This is a genomic window from Geobacillus thermopakistaniensis, assembly GCF_000498995.1.
GTDB classification, from domain to species: domain Bacteria; phylum Bacillota; class Bacilli; order Bacillales; family Anoxybacillaceae; genus Geobacillus; species Geobacillus thermoleovorans.
Genome location: NZ_AYSF01000111.1, coordinates 19,202 through 37,866, shown reverse-complemented (window position 1 = coordinate 37,866; position 18,665 = coordinate 19,202). Strand labels below are relative to the sequence as shown.

The window sequence follows — 18,665 nt, the reverse complement described above, 5'->3', positions numbered from 1 at the left end:
CATGTCCACGCATGCTATCTGCTGCCAGTTCTGATTTCATGTATATGCTCTTTTGTTGCTATTCTTTCGTTCATTATTGCTTTCATCAAATGCTTCGTCTCTCCTAAAAATTCGCCGATAAACAGTCCAGTTAGTAAGCACGTTGCAAACATGCCTTGCATGACATACGGGAACAAGTACGGGACAATGATATAGCTAAGCGCTATGCCGCATAAGGCCGTAGCCAGGCTTAGCCAAAAATCCGGTTGTTTAAATAGTTTCAGCATATGCATGCCGCCCTCCTTCTAATCGAGCAGCTATATTTTCAAACGCCTGCAAAATATCGCTGGCATCAATCTTCTCACGCCCGGCCTCCTGCTTAATAATCGTGGTGTACGAATATATGAATGACGCCAGCATTTCTTTCTGTTCATCTGAAAAATCTATATCACACAGCTTCTTAGTATCATCGACAACACGTCCAAGCAAGTCAATGATCGAATCGTAACAAGCAAGCTGTCTTTTTGCCTCAGACAAACTATAATTTCGTTTCAATGCCTTTTTGATTTCTTTACGCATTATCCCCATATGAATCAATAACATGCCTACTTCCGTATTCGTCAATTGCATCTTCATGATTTCTCTCCTTTTCTGATTTCGTCGATATATTCCCTCAACTTGCGATGTTCAGACTCTGTCAGCTCATTAGGACGCATCATAAAAAAGGAGTTTCGCCCAATCCTAATGCGCCTATCAGCAAACTGTTTCACTCGTTCCCAGTGCATACATACAGATGGAAGCAAAATATACCCCATTCGGTTGACAATGTCCTGCGCGATTTCAAGTTGCTTAAAGAAATAAAATTTTTGCGTGATTTTCGCGAATTTCACGACTGGAATAGACGGAAAATGATACAACAATGTACGCGGATCTTTTTCTTTATAGTGCTGCGGCACCAGTGAGTAGTTCACGGGCAGCCCTCCTTACGCTTTGGCGTGATTTCTCATGTATTTCCTCAAGCGTTTGGAAAAATTCGTTTCCTTCCCGCTCAGTGGAGGGGAGAGGGAAGCCCAGCACCATCGTGTCCGTATCATAGAGCCCTAGCTTAAATATCTTCTTCGCCTTCCACATCGGGAGAAATTGCCGATGCATAAACTCGCCCGTTTGATAATCCGTAAAGTGGATTGCAAAGCCGCGATCACCAATTTTTCTGACATTAATCAGAACCTCGACGATCTGCCGGATGCGACTGTCAACGTTGTTTATGCTTGGAGAACAATATATTTGCACACTTTTCATCTTTCTCGTGAACATCATGACTTCCGTTGCAATCGTCGCGCCGTATTTCGACCATTTGCGGTTTGAAAACGCCATTTGCGCTTCGTCCCAGCAACAAATGCTGCCTTGCGCTTCTGCTACCTTATACCAGTCTGTATAGTGTTCAAGAGGAATCGAATCTTTCAAGCCGTAGTTTGAAAAAAGTTGAATATCACCGCCACGCTCACGCACTTTTTCTCGCCAATGATGCGCCAAAAGCGACATCATCAACGTTTTCCCAGCTCCTAACGGCCCTTGTATGAAGAAATGATGTGCCATTACCGTTTTCCTCCCTTCTCAACGCCATTCGGCGCGACAATGACCGGCTTTGGTGGCTTCGGAATCAATGCTTCGATCGTATCAATGTAGTATTGTGGATCAGCAACAAGCACCTTGCCTTGCATGATAAAGTTGATAATTTCACGATACGGATCACTATTTCCGTGCAAGTATTCATTCCTCGAAAGACTTTCGAGCAACAAAATCGCTTTAATTTGCCATTCTTGCAGTTCCTGCGCTTTTGTCGTCATTTCTTCGAGAACTTGTTTGACGTCTGATATGTGCTGCACTTGCGGGAACAAATCATCAGATATAACGCTTTGTAGCTTTTCGGCATTGCTTTGCATTATGCTCCCCCTCCGCAGCTGGAAATGCCAATAATGATAAACGCAAAGAACACAAGCCCGAATAAAAGGATTTTTGTCATATCAAGTTGGCTTGGTGGCTCTGGCGGACGATATGACGTGATTTGCCGTAGCACCATACTTTTTTCTAGATCTGCCAATCGTTGTGTTTCCTGTACCGACCGCGACGGCGCGCGATAGAAAAAGTGTCGTCCCTCAGGTCCAGTCGTAATCTCACAGTCATGTATTGGCACTTTATATTTGCCTGTCACATACACTGCACCGTCGCGAATTTCGTCAATACGCTGTATATCACTCGTTTTTTGTTCGTCGTCAAACACAATCAATATGTCGTTTGTTTCTGGAAAAAACTCGTCCTTTTCCTTTTTCTTTAGCAATCCCATTTAAATTACCGCCCTTCTCTGTTGTTTCTTCAAGGTTTTTCTATTTGAAAACTGAACGATTTTCCACCCTAAAAAGGCAACAACACCAATTCCGGACGCCGCCCCAGCACCAAGCGTAAACATATAGATAAATGCATCTACCACCACTTTACACCCTCTTTCAAACTATAATAGAGACGCATGACTGATCGGAAAATCAGCAGCGATCCTAAGATCACAACGGATGCCAACGCTGACGACACGACAAGTTGCCAAGCTGTCGGCATGTCGCCAAACACGGCGAGATATTTGCCGACATTTAAACCTTGAGCGGTTATTTGCCCAACTGCGCGTAGCTTTTCTATACCCATATCTAAAAATGTGATTGGGGGATTAAAAATTTTATCAATGAAACTGTGTATGGCCTCTTTAATGTTCACTATCAATCTCCCCCTACTCTGATCGACGACAGCAGCTTGATCGCTGCCACAGCCGTAAACATCCACAAAATAAAAAGCAATATATAGGCGATTGGCTCCAACTTCAAAGGCTGCATAGCCGCAAAAATCTTGCCTAACATTTCAGAATAGCCGTTTCCACTTCCGCCGCGCGGAACATATACAAGGCTGGCAAGCGTCTTTGCAAAGCCGACAAACAGCGAAACAATCATTTTCGCCAGCTCGAAAAACAGCAAAAACAGCTTTACAGCTAGAACGCCGATTTTATACAAAAAGTACAGCAGCCCGTCAATCAACGCGTAAATGACTTCAAAAAACCCGGCGATTAAATCAATAAGCCCTTGAAACAGCTTTTTTAACAGCCGCCCTATCCACTTTATGACTGACCATATGACATCAAAGAGCTTACCAAACGCATCGCCGAGTATGCCTGCTAATACTAACGGCATAAAAATCATCGTTATCACCTGCGAATCAGACTATATAACAGCCCAATCAGTTTTTCACCGAACATTGCTACTGCGAAAATAAATAGGATGGGCGTAATATATGGCATGTATCGTTGAAACACGATATCAATGACCTCCTGTACGATATTGACATTCATGATTTCATACGCCCTCCTTTTACTAAAATCGTTTTTCGCAAAAAAGCAATAAATGGCCTCCAAAAAATGAATACAAACAACACTAAGATCAGCGGAGCCGCCCAGGAGAGAATGTTTGCAACAGTTTTCATGAAATCATCGAATGTTATAGGGAATTCAATTTTCTTCCCTACTGCTGGCACCTGTACAGCCTGTCCTTCTGTGCCAAATTCTCCGACCGGCACTAATTTTGCGTCATATCCTCCAAAGAAGTCCGCCTTCAGATCTTCTTTTTTAATCATTACTCGCTGTGATGCTGCATCAACTACTGTATAACTCTTTCCACCGATCAGCACTTTCACTGATCCTTTTGTAGGGCTTGTCCATGTGACGACATAGTCGCCGTTTTCATTTTGCGTTGTCGCCACGCCAGTTAAGACCGGAACAGGCTCGGACGGTGTTGTCGTTTCAATCGTTACCCCTTGCGACTCATTTCCCTCTGTATTGACCGATGTCACCTTATACGAATACGTCGTGTCTGGTGTGACGGTCAAGTCCGTCCAGTACGTTCCGTTTGTTTCAAACATCGGCGTATAGCCATCCGATGTCGTAGCGGCGGAAACAGCTGTCGCGCCAAAAAGTTGATCCCAGAACGATTGTTGTTCTATCTTTTTTCGATATATCTTCACATGCGAGAAAAACTCGCTATCTGGAAGTTTCCAGGATAACTTCACACGGTCGTATTTTGCGTCGGCTTGCAGGTCAGTGATATCTTCTATCGGTATTGTTGTCTTTGCGGTTGCTGTCTGTCCTGACGATGAATATCCTCCATTGTATTTCGAAACAATTTTTACTGTGTAGGATGTGTTTGGACTCAGATCAGTAAATGTATACGTCGTTGTGTTTTTATCCAAAGATGTGATGAGTTTTTCGTTTAAATAAAGATCATTGCCGATAAATCCTAAGCCGTCAGGATCATCTGGATTTATCCATTTTGCAAAAATCGAATAGGGAGAGGGAGATAAAATCAAGTTCGCAACATCGGGCGGCGGTGGAGTTTTTACCGATGTTGTTATCCCCTCTGATTCATTGTTACTCGTATCGAACGTCGTTATTCTAATATTATATGTGGTATTAGGTTTTAATTCGGTTAATCTATAAGATGTTGTGGTACTCCCCAAAGTTTTCACTAAAACCCCATTTACATACAATCTAGTTCCTGTGTAATCACTATCAGTAGGTTTATTAAAGGTAAGCAAAATCGTTGTAGTAGATGACGTTGTGACTAGATTTGTCACTTCATGTGGTGGTGTTTTGTCAATTGGCACCGTCATTTCAACCTCATAAACCAGCAGCGGAAAGTAATCTGCGTAAGATGTAGAATAGACTGTGACTTCTGTAGCCTTGTCCGGAATAGCAAAATCATACGCAATTAAACTAGTTGTATAAATTTTAATATTACCACTATCCCAAACTACTCCTTGAGAATTAGAAAACACAATTCTATATGATCCCAAATATTGGTTTACTGGATAGTTAGTAGTTCTGAGATGTATTTTCATTGAATTCGAACCAGAAGGAATTAGATATTTGATATATCCATTCCCCCCCAAATTAGTATATGAAGTCAGATTACTATCAACAGAATTTTGGGGGTTATATCCCGCTACAGGGCTGACAGAATTAATAACGACAGGAGAGACGTAACCGCTCGTTACAGCCGCAAAAGCAGAATTCAAAAAAGAAAATGAAATAAAAAATATACAAACTATAAAAGTTATTCTTACCCGCATTGTTTAATCACTACCTCCCCCCACTCCCATCCGGATCATCAGGGTGTTTTTTGTAGTATTTTGATCCTTGTATGCCGTCGTCTTGGCTTGGTATTGGCGCGTTTCCGCCATTGTCGCCTGGGCTTGGCGGTGTGTCGTTGTTTTGGTTTGGTATTGGCGCGTTGCCGGTGTCCGGTGTCCCGTCTTGGTCTTTTGGAATAGGCATTGGCTGATCATCCGGCTGTTGTGGATGTCCCGCGTCCCATCCCCCTGCGTCAGTGTTCCCCGGCTCCGGCATCTTGTCCGGCAATGGTGGCAATGTGTCCAGTGGATTCACGATGTCAAATCCGCCTGAGTCATCGTTCCGAAACAGAATTTCCGGAGCTTGATTTTCGATATTTTGTTTCGTGAATCCTGACGTATCAAGCCCCGAATCGGGCATGCTTGGCACTTTGTCCTCGATGCCGTGTGTGTCCACCCCTGGGAGATCTGGCGGCTCTGCCGGCGGCGTTGGTGCTGTTCCAAGCATGACCTCCATATCAGCAATCAACCGCGGCACAATCGTATCACGAAAAATGGCCGCGACTTGGTTCCAGTTCGGCGCTGGAGGGATGGCATCTCTAATTTCATTGAGCTTCCTCATATACTCACTCCATCCAGGACAATTGAATAGGTCGCAACCAATACAGTTGTTTCCTGCCGAATCAGCCCCCATAAAAACCACATGCCGCGATAAATCATTATCAGACCATGCCTCTAACGCATGAAATTCTCCTACTGATGCCCGAATCCTAAACCCTTTTGCTCCTGGAGGAAAGTTATATTCAGAAAATCCAGCTAAGGCTGATGATCCCAATAAATTACCCGTCTCATCAAACCATTGCAGTGCACCTTGTCCGGATCCTTGAATTTTTACCCTTGTCCAGTTGTCGTCATGATATATACTGTCTGCCCAAAGGATTGCATCGCCGCTTTGGGATCCAAAATATCCATAGATACATTCACCGTTTGAACATACCGCATCAGCTGCATACAATCGATCGGGCAAGATCATCGCATATGCAACTGCTATGGCTAAAATCACCAATGTCATTTTTTTAACCATATAATATATCCCACGCCCCCTATGTTAAAAAGGGGGATAGTGACATCCCCCTTTTTTGGCTCATTACTTAGCCGTGGCGCGTCCAAAAATAGACTTGATAAAAGAAATGATTTTCGGTGCGAACCCAAGCGCCAAGGCAAGCAACACAAACGGACCCACCCAAGAAATGAGGCTGTTGACACTGCCGATTAAATCTGAAACCGAAAACGGCAACGTCAGCCCAGAAAGATCAATAGCGGCACCTAAAGCAGGCATGAATGATTCCTCCTTGATTTAATAAGATTTATTTCACTAGCAATGCTAGTTGAAACCTAATACCGTCGTATTTCATAATCATCAGTCTCATCCTGTCTGTTGATCTCGTTTTCATTGGCAAAACTTTTTTTAATGACCGGGATCAACAGCGATATAGCACCGGCCGCTGCCATGATCATAATGGCAGGTGCCGCATAAAACAAAATCCATTTGACGTAATACCAAAACTCATCCAACCTCGCTGGCGTAAAAAACGTCTGAAACTGCGGCATCTTATCACGACCTCGATCTGATCGCCACGATCACGCCATGCAACAGCATCCCGACGGCGACAATGGCGACGACAAGCATGACGAAGGGAGCAACGGTTTTCAATAAAAATCCGAAAACACCCCAAAAAAACGACCAATCGAACACATTCCCGATACTGGACATTTTCTCCCTCCTTATCTCATCGTCTGATAAATCGCCGTCGCCACGAAACAGAATGTCAAAAAAATCGCCCAGGATGCTAACGCAGTGATGACATCGCCGTTACCAAATACAACCTTAAAGGCATAGGCAACCAGCGTTCCTGTGGTTACCATCGCTGTTTCGCCCCTTTCAGAGCTGACACCAAAAACATGGTGACGGGGTGCAACAACAAGCACGATCCGATGATGATGAGGTAGGCACCTAAGATATCTTTAGAAGTGGCAAAAATAAGGCTGTACATTATCCTACCTCCTCATAAATCGCTCTAGCACCATAAAAATCAACATAGCCGCCAATATAACGGAAATGACGACATCGCCAAGGGTGATCTCGTGAATGACCACAATATTTCCTTCTTTTGTTTCGATGACGGTATGTTCACGCATCTCAACATATCCGATGTTCGATGTTTGGTCATTCATTAATTTTTCACCCCCATCTTAAATGTACAAGCCCGTTTTGCTCTTTCATATCACCAAAAAATTTTGGTCATATCAATGCAGAAACCGGGCAAAGCTGTCTTCGCCCGGCCAACAAGACTTTCATAAAAATTCGTCTTTAATTTCCCAGTACAGATTAAAGATTAGAAATCTCGTCGTTCATTTTTATAGATATATAATATCTTTAAAACCTTACACGTTTACGATAAAGTTCCTACCCGTTTTTGTTTTCCCGGTTTCAAGCGTCGTAATCCAGTCACTTAAATCTTGTTCTGAACATCCAAGTTCTTTTAATTCTTGTGGAAATTCGCGAAATTTTCTTTTCCACCTCCGCATCTTCTTCAACGCCTGCCTAGCCTCCCCAAAAGCATATACTCGCCGTTCACGTCTCGTTGAATATTCCTGCCCTCTGTCATACACGCACAGATAAATATATCTCTTTCCATTTGATTTCACCTGGGACAAATACATTTTTCACACCTCCATCACCGGACTAGATAGTAGATGAATACTCCCATGATAATCAGAAACAAACCAGAGAAGACTACTGTATCCAATAAGTCTCTTACTTTACTATTCATCGATCCCACATTCCTTTTCTTCACATTGAGAATATATCCCGCAATGGCATTTTAGTTTTGGAATTACCTCGATGCTCCAAATTTCAAATCCGCACTGTTCGCAAAAAAAACGAAACATTCTTCATTTCCCCCTTTTTCCTTTAAGCCAATGATGAGTCAATTCTGACAATGCATCTAATAAACGCCGCTCAACAGTTTTACTGTTCCCTGCATCCTGTAGCTGCTCAATTCGTTTTCCCTTAACTTCCTCGATCGAGCGTAAGCATAATTTAAAAGCAGTCATATTGCTCCCCTTTCTTTATAGAGAATATATATTTGCTCGCCCATCTTGTCTTTTTATCCATTCTATGAAACCAACAGCTTCGGCCAATGCATGATGAAAAGGAACGCGATTAGCTAAAACTTTTATTCGATACGGACGGGGATCGCCGTGAATGTAGCTTCCTCGCCAAACGATAGCTTTATTTCCTTCCCTCTCAATAAACAAGTACGATCCTTTCCCATATCGGAACTCGTAAAGCTCTCCATAAGCATATATTAGAAAACCATATCGCCGAGCTTGTTCATTTTCTTCCAACCGTCTTTTGATTTCCTCCTTGTGCTGCTGGATTTGTTTTTTTAAATCCATTGGCAAGCTCCCGTCTTTATAAAGCAAGCTGATTTTGTTGTTTTTTACTTTTATTTCAATATTTAGATTTTCTAATCTGTAAAAAATGTTATACAACATATAACCCCTCCTTATCAGTTACTTAGTTACTTCAAGTTACTTAAAAAGGGGTATTTTCCGTAATTCACACCATAGAGAATATTCCCTAAAAACGGGTAACTCATGGTAACTAAGTAACTATATTTCTTCCTCAACTAAGTTACTAGTTACCTCAAGTTGCTTATTTTTCGGTATTTCCTCAAAAATACCGCCTATAGGCGATTTACCGGAATTTGAGTAACTGGAGGTAACTTTATAACTTTCAGCGGAAAGACCGATGCCGAAAAAGAATGTTTTGTTTCCGGTGGATTTCCGTTTTTCAAATCCGCGCAGCACCAATCTCGCAGAAAACTTTTGCTTTTTCAACGGGATTTCACTGTTTTCCTCGCACCAGCTGATATATTCCTTATACAACTCGTTCAGCTGGACTTTTGCTCCTGGATGGATCACACAACAATCATTCAAAAAATTGCTGAGCAGATCCATTTCCTCTTTATATTCATCCGTCGCGTTTTTCACTTCGTCCGGCTCGCCTAAACCTTCTTTTTGCCATTTCAAGCATCCTTCAACAGCCCAACGCAAAATGCCTGGAAGCTCATTCAGCAATTTTTCAGGTAGATGCTTGTCTACCTGTTCTTTTGGGATCGTATACGTGAATGGCACAAGACGAATACGTCGCCATATCCCTTCATCATCACCTTTGATGATTGGCTTATGATTTGTCGTGAAGAAAATCTTGAATTCAGGCACAAATTCGAAAAATTCCTTGCGTAGGAAACGGGCTGTGATCGGTTCACCTCCCGTCAGCTGCTTGATGAGCGATTCACTGAGGCGCTGGCCGTCTTCGCTCTCAACGGCTGATACAAAACGTGCTCCATGCAGTCGGGCAATATCGTTATTGATCCCTGAATCGTTCATTTTCGCGGTAAATGTATTAGAATTAGTTTGTTTAGCATAATCGCCTAATAGTGCCTTCACCGTGTTTATAAATGTCGATTTTCCGTTCCTCCCAGTTCCCCAAAGGAAGAACACAACTTGCTCACTTATATCGCCGGTCAATGCGTAACCAATCGCTTTTTGCAGGAAGTTGATAATATCAAGCTTCACATCGTCCCCGTCACGAAAAATTGACTCAAGAAAGGCGATCCATGTTGGGCATTTTGCGTTCGGATCGTATGGAATATGTGTGTTTTTCGTCATCATATATTTGCGATCATGTGGCAGCAGCTCACCTGTCCGTAAATCCACCACGCCATTTGCGCAATTCAGCAAAAATTTATCCTTGTTCAGCTCATCCTGACTGATCGGAAGCATTGCTTCTGCTCTTGCAATCGAGTTTAAAAACACCGAGCTTTTTTCACTCGCTTTTGCCCAGCGCAACAATTCATTGCGCGCGTCATTATTTTCCTCTTGCGCTGCTTCCACATACATTTCGCGAAACGTTCGAATTGCAATGCGTTCAATCTGCTTTTTCTTGTCCTCTACCCATGTTTTTCCATCCCAGATGAGCCATTCCTCAAATTCGACGCAATAGCGCAAGTTTTGACCGTTCCGCGCGACAAGTCGTTCGGCGTTGCCCATTTCCGTTAGGTTGAACTTTTTCCCTTCTTTTCGCGATGGAGAAGGCATCGGTAGCGGCGCAAAATAGTCCGTTCCACTTGGTTCATGTTTCAATGCACTATTTAATGTGTTTGCAAATTCACGCTGGTCTAATGGAGGAAGAAAAAAATAGCGATTTAGGAAGCTGGCTATTTCATGGACTTGCTCTTGTGTGTAGCCAAATTCAACGAGCCGGCAGCAATGGGCATATAGCGCGTTGTTCCGTCCCCCCTCGTGCATCGGAATCGGAAACGGGCGTTGCGCTTTATCAATCTTTTTTAATCGCTCAAAATAGATCGGCATCGGCGAAAGTTCCCCGTCTGCAATATGTACCCATTGGCGTCCGCCTGTATTTTCGCTTGGAAGAACGACTTGCCCGCGCCCGGAGAGACGATAGTCACCGACAAAGCCGCCAGCCATGAGCACTGTCGCGTCTTGTCCTTTGATTTTCCCTGTCGAACGAAAGAAAAATTGAAAACCTCGTATTGTGCGAATCGCATGAAATTTATATCCTTCCCGCAAAAGCCCCTTTAAAATTAGCTCCCCTTCTGTCTGTTCATCGATGTCAATTACGTCATAGCCATCGGGAATGACAAGCCCTGTCCAGCCTTTTTGCCGCAGCCAGGATCGAATCTCTCCTTCTGTCATGCCTGGTCGATTTAGATCTTGCCAGCCTTTCATGCACGGCCGTTTCGCAACACTGTATGCCTTTTGCGGATCAGATTCATTGTTCATCCGTGAATAGCCAACTAGCCGGATAATCTTGAGGGGCTTTTTCGCTGATGGAAAAAGCCTCTCAAGACTCATTTGAAAGTCAAGTGCTGCCTGCATACTGTGATCCTCACTTTTTCGGGAATGTATATTTCACTTGATCAGTCCAAACATCGTAAAACACTACCATGGTGTGTCCGTTTTCATCGCGTATCAGCTTTCCAGCTGGAAACACGGAAAAATCTTCGACTTGGATAGCGGTCATATCAAACGCCTCCTCGATCCACTGCATTACAATTGGAACATATTTTTGCATTGGATCGGCCTTTTGTTTTGTCAGCATTTCGGAGTCCCCCTTTTTGATTTTTCTTCGCTATGTTATATTTTTAATAGGCATATTTTTTAGAGCAGTGAGCGTTAGGGCGCTTGCTACTTTTTTTATGACGCTTTTTCATCAGCGCTCCGTCTTTCTTGCACTTTTTTATATTCATCGGGCAAAACTTGAGCCAAATATGCATACACATCTTTCTCCACTTGGCTGAACATTGGTCCCTTTATGATCGTTACTTTCATCCAAGTTTCCCCCTTACCACCCTTATAGCCCTATGTTTCGAGCTTTTTTCATCTCGATTTCTTGCAACTTATCCAGCACAGACTCAAACGATTTAATGACTTGACGTGCAGTTTTGTAATCTTTTGTCATGACTGCATCGAGCATATGATCAATGCATCCAATTGCTCTGTTAAAGTGTTCTTTTTCCTCAACAATCAGCGAAATTTTTACTCTCACTCTTTCACTCCTTTTCAATACAATGGATGTATAGGCATGAAATTATGCAGTCGCAATACACGAAACGTGACATTCATTTTCAAAAAAATATGTCCAGTCGAAGGAAAGAACGTTGGCGATTCGCTTTGCCACTTCCACGCTGGGATTTCTTTGACCATTTTCAATCATGGCATAAGTGCTTCTCGAGATCCCAGCTAATTCAGCGAGTTCTTTTTGAGTCATCTTTTTGCTTAGACGCATATTTTTAAGCCATTTCCTCATTAAGTTATCACCTCCTTCAAAGTCACAAAACGCGTATCGTTAACCAAAGTATATGTCACAATTCGTGTAATGTCAATATAAAAATACACTATTTGTGTAAATTATTTTTTTGTCACTTTTTGTGACTATAATTAAATCTAAGGAGGATGTTAACAATGGTCGATTTAGGGAATCGTTTACAGGAACTTAGAAGTAAATTGAATATGCGACAAGAAGATGTAGCAAAAAAGATTGGCGTAGGCCGTACTACCTATGCAATGTATGAACAGGGAAAAAGAGAACCTGACTATGAAACGCTTCTCAAGCTTGCCGATCTATTTGAGGTTTCAACAGATTATTTACTGACCGGAAAAACAGTTGAATCTAAAAAACCAACAAATCTCTTCTTTTTCGACACCGAAGGATTAACCGAAGAAGAAATCAATGAAATAAAAAAACATATTGAGTACGTAAAATGGAGAGCCCAACAGGAAAGGAAAAGTCATGAATAAACGAGATAGACAAACGCTGGCAAGATTAGGCGGATTCACTTTTTTGGTTTTCATTTTTCTTATCCGTTCAAAGTTTAACAATCCATATGTTTTCTTAGGACTTTTGATTTTTGGAACAGCCTTTGTTGTCACTCTAATTGAATCATTAATCCCTGTCAAATCTTCAGCAAGGAAAAGACAATCCCCGCAGAAAAAAATATCGGAGTCCAAGAAAGTCACTAAACCGGCAACTGGAAAATACGGCGTTCGTTCGGATCACGTTATTTTGCAAACACCACTTGAGCATTTATCAGGGCTGGAATTCGAGCAACTTGTGTATTTGTACTTAAAATCAACCGGCTGGCAGCCGATCAAAACACCTGAGGCAAAAGACGGGGGCGTCGATATCGTTGTCACTAATAAGGTAGACGGTCTTAAGATAGCGGTACAAGTGAAGCACTACTATCGTTCCAAAAGCCAGGTGACGGTTAAGGATATACGTGAACTTGACAGCGCCAAGAAGAACCACGGCTGTATCGGAACATGGTTCATTACATCTGGAACATTTACAAATGCCGCACTTGTGGAAGCCGACATGCGAAAAATGCAAACATCGGACATCACATATGTTGAAACCAAAATTTTGCCCTGGAGAGAACGTGCTAAAAAGCATCAAAAAAGCCACTCCTAGAGAGAGTGGCTTTCGGAATTAAAATAAACACTTCATCTTTCTCCTATCCCCGTAACTTCTCTTCTCTCCCACTTTCCCTCGATTATACCATATTCTTCTTGCAAATAAGAACATACGTTTCTATAATTAAAGATAAATGATATAACAGGATATAACAGAGGTTGAGGGAAAAATGAACTATTTATATAAGCCTGGAGATCTGGAAATGCATATATCAACCGTTTATCAACAGCACGGCATCTTGTATCCGTATCAGCTCGATGAACAATATTTAGCGGATGTCTTTGACATTTCTATCGTGTACGCATCAAGATCATTCGGCTATTGGGATGATTGCCGCATTATTGGGCTGCATAAAGACTTGCGCTTTGATTCTGCTAAACGTCGTGAAGTGTTTTTCCACGAGCTTGGGCACTTATTGTTGCACGTGGGGGATCAGCTGAACATGTCCAAGTCATTTCGAGATTACCAAGAAATCCAGGCGAACCGGTTTATGCTATTCGCGGCAATTCCTTATCACATGCTTACATACATTGACTTATCAGCCAAACGAGATTTTATATTATGCGAGATGCAGGACGTGTTTAAAATGCCAGTTGATGTATGCGCATCTCGTTTAGATTACATTGACAACAAAATATTGCAGATCTGCGCGGAAAATTCGTTATATTACAAATTGTAATTTATTTCCGCACACTAAAGACATTAGAATTTCGTTCTCGATACATCGAGCCGCATACGTTGCCAGCTTCGTTCCTTTGCCCGGCGAATAGCTTTCAATCGCCTTGATCAAGCCGATCGTGCCAATGGAGATTAAATCCTCGACCTCTTCTCCCGTATTTTCAAACTTTTTCACAATGTGGGCAACAAGGCGCAAGTTGTGTTCGATGAGCCGGTTGCGGGCTTGCTCGTCGCCTTTTGCCATCAGCGCCAAATACTTTTCCTCTTCTTGAGCGCTTAACGGCTGGGGAAACGCATTGTTTTTAATATACGAGACAAGAAACGTCAGCTCTTTCAACAGAAACGTAAACGCCGTGAAAATGCCGGACATGCTCTCACCCCCGCCTGCTGTCATCGGCGGAAACCGCCTATCGTTATGTATATGCAGGGGCGATGTTGTCCGTGTCTTTACGACAAAAATAGACCGGCCCGAAATGAGCCGGCAATGACCTGACCAATCAAAAACGATTGATGCCAACGTTCTGCTGATGCGGTCCGCCTGCTTATCCCCCTCCCGATGCAGAAGAACCGCCGTGCTTACGCTCTTGCCTCAACGCTGACTTCCGCGGCGACAACAAGCGCAATCGACGCGGTAATGATGATCGACATGACAATGGCGAACATCCCCGTTCCCTCCTTGACCTTCTCTTCTAGATTTTATTTTACCAAAGAAGACAAGGAGCGCTTCCGCCACATTTTGAACAATTCGTGAAATTCGACCGTCAACAACAGCACGCGGAGCACCGATATCCCCCCTTTAGCCTGAGTCAAGTCGAGTCTCCCGTCTGTTTCATCCACATCACAAGCCATACTGGTACAATTGACATGAATCTTCTCCCCTTTCATCTCCATTGTTTTAAAACAACCGTTGATGAGCGGAACATTTGCGGTCAAGCAACTCCTCCTCAGCTGCACGCGCGAACCGCTCCTCTTCGATGTTCCGTTGCCGCGGCTTTCTCCGCTCAATCGTGATCGTGATAAAAAACAAATGGATCGTCATACCCCCTCACCTCCTTTCCATGCAAAAAAACCGCAGAAGGAAGGCGTTTCTGCGGCTAAGCGTACAAAAAGGCCGCAGAAAGCGAGACTACTCCCCTTCTGCGGCCTGATCGCTGTTTTTCGTCATCGGTGCACGTTCATTCCCGGTCGGCGGAAGGTCGAATAGCCGTTTGATAGAATGGATGCGTTACTGTTGTCCACATCATCATTGTCATTGTCTTCGACCTCCCTTTGGAAATGATGCTACGTAGGCAATTATATCCAAAATTATTTCCATTGTAAACCGTTTTTTTGCAAAATAGGCAAAAAGCTTGCTTTCCCTTGAACGCCAGCATGGTGGCTAAACAAAAACCCGCCTTTCGGCCAAAAGGCAGGTTTACGGTTCGAACCGCTTTTCTTCTTCCTCAAGACGGCGGGCATAGCGGGCGGCTTGGCGCAAACAGGAAAGCGACGCGGTAAAACAGACGGCGACTGCCAATAGGGCGAACGGCTTTTTCGCTGTCTCAACCGCTCCTGGGATGATCGTTCCGAAATAGAGAAACGCTCCAAACGCGAACAAGACGAGGCTGTATGTTTTAAAGTCGCCCGCCTTGGCCCGCAGCTCGTTTCGTTGCTGCTCGTTCAAGCCCGATCCCTCCTCTCCCCTTTCACTGTATCATACATGGACAGAAGGGGGGAGCGGCAATTTCAGCCAAGCGCCTTCGCCAAATCGTCAAGCAGATCGTTGACATCTTCAAGCCCGACCGACAAACGGATCAGGCCATCGGTAATGCTGAGCTGTTCGCGCCGTTCCTTCGGGATCGAGGCGTGCGTCATTTTCCCTGGCAACGAAATTAAACTTTCGACCGCCCCTAAGCTTTCGGCAAGCGTAAAGTAGCGCACGCGCGACAGCACTTTCTCGGCGCGCTCCAAGCTGCCGACATCAAACGAAATCATGCCGCCAAATCCGCGCATTTGCTTTTTCGCCAACTCGTGGTTCGGATGATCCGGAAGACCTGGATAATGGACGCGCTTGACCGCCTTGTGTTCAGCCAAAAAAACAGCGATTTGGCGCGCATTTTCTTCATGTTCCTCCATCCGCACGGCGAGCGTTTTCATCCCGCGCATCAATAGCCATGAATCTTGCGGCCCGAGCACGCCGCCGGTTGAATTTTGCACGTAATGGAGCCGCTCGGCAAGCTCCGGCGTGCGGACAACCGCCAACCCAGCGACGACGTCGCTATGGCCGCCTAAATATTTCGTCGCGCTATGGATGACGATATCGGCGCCAAGCTCAAGCGGCGTCTGAAAGTACGGAGTGGAAAACGTGTTATCGACGATCAATAGCAGCCCATGCGCACGGGCAATGGCGGCGGCGGCTTGCAAGTCAGTGATTTTCAACAGCGGGTTCGTCGGCGTTTCAATATAGATGGCTTTCGTATTCGGCCGGATGTGCGCCTCGATGTTGGCGACATCGCTCGTATCGACGAACGTCGCCTCAAGCCCGAACCGATTCAGCACGTTCGTCATGACGCGATACGTGCCGCCGTACACATCGTCAGTGAGCACTAGATGGTCGCCGCTTTGAAACAACATCATGACGGCCGTAATTGCCGCCATACCGGAAGCGAACGCAAAGCCGGCTTCGCCGCCCTCGAGATCAGCGATCAGCTTCTCAAGCGCCGCGCGCGTCGGGTTGCCGGTGCGCGAGTATTCAAACCCTTTATGCTTTCCAACTTCTTCTTGCTTATACGTACTCACTTGATAAATCGGGACCGACACCGCTCCAGTATGCGGATCCCCCGGAATGCCGCCATGAATGAGCATTGTTTTCCGCCTCATCGTTACCTCCCACCTTCATAAATGTGTTTGCTTAAATAGCGTTCGCTCCCGTCCGGAAAAATGACGACGATATTCGTCCCTGGCTTTGCCTTCTCTGCTTCCATCAAGGCGGCATGAAACGCGGCGCCGGACGAACTGCCGACCAAAAGCCCCTCCTGTCTCGCGAGTTCGCTGACGCGCCGGAACGCGTCATCGTCCGCGATCGTGTAGATGGCATCAAAATAATCCGGATCCATAAACGGCGGCAAAAACTCCATGCCGATCCCTTCCGTCCGATGCGGACCCGGCTTGCCGCCGCCTAAAATCGAGCCTTCCGGTTCCACGATGACCGTTTTAATGGCCGGGTTTTTTTCTTTTAAAAACGTCGCTGTCCCCATAAACGTGCCGCCGGAGCCGGCGCCGGCGACAAAAATGTCGATCTGTCCGTCCAAATCGTCCCACAGCTCCGGACCGAGCGTCTTGTAATACGTCCTTGGATTGGCCGGGTTTTGGAACTGCTGGGGGCAATAGGCGCCTGGAATCGTGCGGGCGAGCTCCTCCGCTTTGCGGATTGCTCCTTCCATTCCCTCTTCAGTCGGTGTATGAACGATTTGCGCCCCGAGCGCCTTCATCAGCTGTTGTTTTTCGATGCTGAATTTTTCCGGCACACAAAAAATGATGTTCACGTTTTTGCCGATCGCCGCCAGCGCCAGACCGATGCCGGTGTTGCCGGCCGTCGGCTCGATGATCGTGCCCCCCTCTTTCAGTTTTCCTGATGCAAACGCCTCGCGCAACAGCTCTTGTCCGAGCCGGTCTTTAATGCTTCCGCCAGGATTGAAGTATTCAAGCTTGGCGAACAGCCGAACGCCTTCCGGGAGGGGGAAGCGCGTAATTTCGACAACCGGCGTATGGCCGATCAACTCATGGATGCTTTTTGCTACGCGCATACAAGTCACTCCGTTTCTTCACGCTCAGTTTAGCAGCAAAACGGCGGTGTTCTGTTGTCTATATATATAGATGCAATTTAAAGCTTTAACATTTTTCGTTTTTGCCGATCATTTCATCCGACTGTCGAGTGACCGAACAACACCGCTTAAAGACCCATTCATGGGTCTTTAAGCGAGTCGTTGTTCGGTCTTTCGTCACGCCTTAGCGTGACGGAGGCAAGCCATAGGCTTGCCTTCGACAGTCGAGAAAATAGACAAGCTGCTTTTTCGCTGCATCTTAATAGCGCTTCTGTTTCATAACGGAAAGCATCGACAAGACAAGTTCAGCCGAATGTTTCGCCGCCGTCTCCAAAAACTGTTCAAACGACACGTCCGACTCCTCACCAGCAATATCAGACAACGCCCGGATGATGACAAACGGCGTTCCAAATTGCACGCACACTTGGGCGATCGCCGCCGCTTCCATTTCGACGGCGCACAATTCCGGAAACTGACCGCGCACAAATTCGACTCGCTTTGGATCGTTCATAAACGAATCGCCGGTGGCGATCAAGCCGGTCACTGCCTGCAGGCCATCAAGCCGCGCCGCCGCCTGCTTGGCCGCCTCAACAAGCGCCTCATCCGCCCGGTAGCGCGCCGGCAGGCCAGGCACTTGCCCGTAAGCGTAGCCGAACGCGGTCACATCGACGTCATGATGGACGACTTCCTTGGAAATGACAAGATCTCCGACACGAAGCGAAGGCAAAAATCCGCCGGCCGAACCGGTATTGATCACGAAATCAGGGCGAAAGCGGTCAAGCAGAAGCGTCGTTCCCATGGCGGCGTTCACTTTGCCGATCCCGGATTTCAACAACACCGCCTCCACGCCGTCAAGGCGCCCTTTGGAAAATTCGCACCCGGCGATGACCGTTTCCTCGCGCCCTTCCATGCGCGAACGTAAAATCGCCACTTCCTCTTCCATGGCTCCAATAATGGCTGCTTTCATCGTTCTCCCTCTT

Annotated in this window: 30 protein-coding genes and 1 pseudogene; 3 read left to right on the top strand and 28 right to left on the bottom strand. The window is 45.3% G+C overall.

The annotated features are described in order from the left end of the window. Window positions 1-14 precede the first annotated feature (14 nt). The 22 genes from T260_RS122145 to T260_RS122225 form a co-directional block, all read right to left on the bottom strand. Window positions 15-272, bottom strand: a complete 258-nt coding sequence (locus T260_RS122145) for a hypothetical protein (protein WP_128738883.1) — start codon at window positions 270-272, stop codon at window positions 15-17. Beyond that, window positions 250-615 (bottom strand): hypothetical protein, encoded by a 366-nt coding sequence (locus T260_RS122150; protein ID WP_023634641.1) that lies wholly within the window; start codon window positions 613-615, stop codon window positions 250-252. Before T260_RS122150 ends, T260_RS122145 begins: the two co-directional genes overlap by 23 nt. Continuing rightward, the gene (locus T260_RS122155) at window positions 612-950 is read right to left on the bottom strand and encodes a hypothetical protein (protein WP_023634640.1); all 339 of its coding nucleotides are present in this window, start codon (window positions 948-950) and stop codon (window positions 612-614) included. Before T260_RS122155 ends, T260_RS122150 begins: the two co-directional genes overlap by 4 nt. Then, the gene (locus T260_RS122160) at window positions 919-1,575 is read right to left on the bottom strand and encodes an ATPase (RefSeq protein WP_023634639.1); all 657 of its coding nucleotides are present in this window, start codon (window positions 1,573-1,575) and stop codon (window positions 919-921) included. Before T260_RS122160 ends, T260_RS122155 begins: the two co-directional genes overlap by 32 nt. Further along, the gene (locus tag T260_RS122165; protein ID WP_023634638.1) at window positions 1,575-1,922 is read right to left on the bottom strand and encodes a hypothetical protein; all 348 of its coding nucleotides are present in this window, start codon (window positions 1,920-1,922) and stop codon (window positions 1,575-1,577) included. The genes T260_RS122160 and T260_RS122165 overlap by 1 nt, the downstream gene beginning before the upstream one ends. Then, entirely contained in the window at window positions 1,922-2,323 is a 402-nt protein-coding gene (locus T260_RS122170) for a hypothetical protein (RefSeq protein ID WP_023634637.1), read from the bottom strand. The genes T260_RS122165 and T260_RS122170 overlap by 1 nt, the downstream gene beginning before the upstream one ends. Then, the gene (locus T260_RS1000000139875; protein ID WP_023634636.1) at window positions 2,324-2,470 is read right to left on the bottom strand and encodes a hypothetical protein; all 147 of its coding nucleotides are present in this window, start codon (window positions 2,468-2,470) and stop codon (window positions 2,324-2,326) included. Beyond that, window positions 2,461-2,742 carry a hypothetical protein gene (locus T260_RS122175; RefSeq protein ID WP_023634635.1) on the bottom strand — a complete coding sequence of 94 codons (282 nt, stop codon included), beginning with the start codon at window positions 2,740-2,742 and terminating at the stop codon, window positions 2,461-2,463. The genes T260_RS1000000139875 and T260_RS122175 overlap by 10 nt, the downstream gene beginning before the upstream one ends. 2 nt (window positions 2,743-2,744) lie before the next feature. Next, window positions 2,745-3,218, bottom strand: coding sequence for a hypothetical protein (locus T260_RS122180; RefSeq protein ID WP_023634634.1), 474 nt, complete (start codon window positions 3,216-3,218; stop codon window positions 2,745-2,747). Window positions 3,219-3,363: 145 nt separating this feature from the next. After that, a complete protein-coding gene (locus T260_RS122185) occupies window positions 3,364-5,139 on the bottom strand; it encodes a fibronectin type III domain-containing protein (RefSeq protein WP_128738882.1) in 1,776 nt (591 codons plus the stop codon). Window positions 5,140-5,149: 10 nt separating this feature from the next. Continuing rightward, window positions 5,150-6,223 carry a hypothetical protein gene (locus tag T260_RS1000000140090; RefSeq protein WP_023634631.1) on the bottom strand — a complete coding sequence of 358 codons (1,074 nt, stop codon included), beginning with the start codon at window positions 6,221-6,223 and terminating at the stop codon, window positions 5,150-5,152. 63 nt (window positions 6,224-6,286) lie between these two features. Next, window positions 6,287-6,478, bottom strand: a complete 192-nt coding sequence (locus T260_RS122190; protein ID WP_023634630.1) for a hypothetical protein — start codon at window positions 6,476-6,478, stop codon at window positions 6,287-6,289. Window positions 6,479-6,534: 56 nt separating this feature from the next. Further along, on the bottom strand, window positions 6,535-6,750 hold the full coding sequence (locus T260_RS122195; protein WP_023634629.1) for a hypothetical protein: 216 nt from the start codon (window positions 6,748-6,750) through the stop codon (window positions 6,535-6,537). A 4-nt stretch (window positions 6,751-6,754) separates the two neighbouring features. Further along, entirely contained in the window at window positions 6,755-6,913 is a 159-nt protein-coding gene (locus tag T260_RS122200) for a hypothetical protein (protein ID WP_023634628.1), read from the bottom strand. 145 nt (window positions 6,914-7,058) lie between these two features. Continuing rightward, on the bottom strand, window positions 7,059-7,193 hold the full coding sequence (locus T260_RS1000000140585) for a hypothetical protein (RefSeq protein ID WP_023634626.1): 135 nt from the start codon (window positions 7,191-7,193) through the stop codon (window positions 7,059-7,061). Between the two features lie 4 nt (window positions 7,194-7,197). After that, window positions 7,198-7,374, bottom strand: coding sequence for a hypothetical protein (locus T260_RS1000000139870; RefSeq protein WP_023634625.1), 177 nt, complete (start codon window positions 7,372-7,374; stop codon window positions 7,198-7,200). Window positions 7,375-8,271: 897 nt separating this feature from the next. Further along, complete coding sequence (locus T260_RS122210) at window positions 8,272-8,700, bottom strand: hypothetical protein (RefSeq protein ID WP_023634621.1); 429 nt, start codon at window positions 8,698-8,700, stop codon at window positions 8,272-8,274. A 117-nt stretch (window positions 8,701-8,817) separates the two neighbouring features. Next, window positions 8,818-11,109, bottom strand: a complete 2,292-nt coding sequence (locus tag T260_RS122215; RefSeq protein ID WP_023634620.1) for a phage/plasmid primase, P4 family — start codon at window positions 11,107-11,109, stop codon at window positions 8,818-8,820. A 10-nt stretch (window positions 11,110-11,119) separates the two neighbouring features. Further along, the gene (locus tag T260_RS122220; protein WP_023634619.1) at window positions 11,120-11,332 is read right to left on the bottom strand and encodes a hypothetical protein; all 213 of its coding nucleotides are present in this window, start codon (window positions 11,330-11,332) and stop codon (window positions 11,120-11,122) included. Window positions 11,333-11,427: 95 nt separating this feature from the next. Further along, a complete protein-coding gene (locus tag T260_RS1000000140580; protein WP_023634618.1) occupies window positions 11,428-11,562 on the bottom strand; it encodes a hypothetical protein in 135 nt (44 codons plus the stop codon). Between the two features lie 22 nt (window positions 11,563-11,584). Continuing rightward, a complete protein-coding gene (locus T260_RS00885) occupies window positions 11,585-11,779 on the bottom strand; it encodes a hypothetical protein (protein WP_023634617.1) in 195 nt (64 codons plus the stop codon). A gap of 42 nt (window positions 11,780-11,821) precedes the next feature. Next, on the bottom strand, window positions 11,822-12,040 hold the full coding sequence (locus T260_RS122225; RefSeq protein ID WP_023634616.1) for a helix-turn-helix transcriptional regulator: 219 nt from the start codon (window positions 12,038-12,040) through the stop codon (window positions 11,822-11,824). 155 nt (window positions 12,041-12,195) lie between these two features. Here T260_RS122225 and T260_RS122230 point away from each other — a divergent pair, with 155 nt between their 5' ends. The 3 genes from T260_RS122230 (at window position 12,196) to T260_RS122235 (ending at window position 13,883) form a co-directional block, all read left to right on the top strand. Beyond that, a complete protein-coding gene (locus T260_RS122230; protein ID WP_023634615.1) occupies window positions 12,196-12,531 on the top strand; it encodes a helix-turn-helix domain-containing protein in 336 nt (111 codons plus the stop codon). Continuing rightward, window positions 12,524-13,201 carry a restriction endonuclease gene (locus T260_RS0121255; RefSeq protein WP_033027607.1) on the top strand — a complete coding sequence of 226 codons (678 nt, stop codon included), beginning with the start codon at window positions 12,524-12,526 and terminating at the stop codon, window positions 13,199-13,201. Before T260_RS122230 ends, T260_RS0121255 begins: the two co-directional genes overlap by 8 nt. A gap of 172 nt (window positions 13,202-13,373) precedes the next feature. Further along, window positions 13,374-13,883, top strand: a complete 510-nt coding sequence (locus tag T260_RS122235) for an ImmA/IrrE family metallo-endopeptidase (protein WP_023634614.1) — start codon at window positions 13,374-13,376, stop codon at window positions 13,881-13,883. Between the two features lie 15 nt (window positions 13,884-13,898). Here T260_RS122235 and T260_RS122240 read toward each other — a convergent pair. The 6 genes and pseudogenes from T260_RS122240 to mtnN form a co-directional block, all read right to left on the bottom strand. Next, a pseudogene (locus tag T260_RS122240) lies at window positions 13,899-14,252 on the bottom strand (sigma-70 family RNA polymerase sigma factor); the annotation flags it as partial. Between the two features lie 525 nt (window positions 14,253-14,777). Then, window positions 14,778-14,921, bottom strand: a complete 144-nt coding sequence (locus T260_RS1000000139260; RefSeq protein ID WP_011232016.1) for a YrzI family small protein — start codon at window positions 14,919-14,921, stop codon at window positions 14,778-14,780. A 375-nt stretch (window positions 14,922-15,296) separates the two neighbouring features. Then, on the bottom strand, window positions 15,297-15,545 hold the full coding sequence (locus T260_RS122245; protein WP_011232017.1) for a YrhC family protein: 249 nt from the start codon (window positions 15,543-15,545) through the stop codon (window positions 15,297-15,299). A 62-nt stretch (window positions 15,546-15,607) separates the two neighbouring features. Further along, the gene (locus T260_RS122250) at window positions 15,608-16,741 is read right to left on the bottom strand and encodes a bifunctional cystathionine gamma-lyase/homocysteine desulfhydrase (RefSeq protein ID WP_023634612.1); all 1,134 of its coding nucleotides are present in this window, start codon (window positions 16,739-16,741) and stop codon (window positions 15,608-15,610) included. Window positions 16,742-16,743: 2 nt separating this feature from the next. Continuing rightward, window positions 16,744-17,667, bottom strand: coding sequence for a PLP-dependent cysteine synthase family protein (locus T260_RS122255; RefSeq protein ID WP_011232019.1), 924 nt, complete (start codon window positions 17,665-17,667; stop codon window positions 16,744-16,746). A 277-nt stretch (window positions 17,668-17,944) separates the two neighbouring features. Then, window positions 17,945-18,652, bottom strand: a complete 708-nt coding sequence (gene mtnN, locus T260_RS122260; RefSeq protein ID WP_013524195.1) for a 5'-methylthioadenosine/S-adenosylhomocysteine nucleosidase — start codon at window positions 18,650-18,652, stop codon at window positions 17,945-17,947. Window positions 18,653-18,665 lie beyond the last annotated feature (13 nt).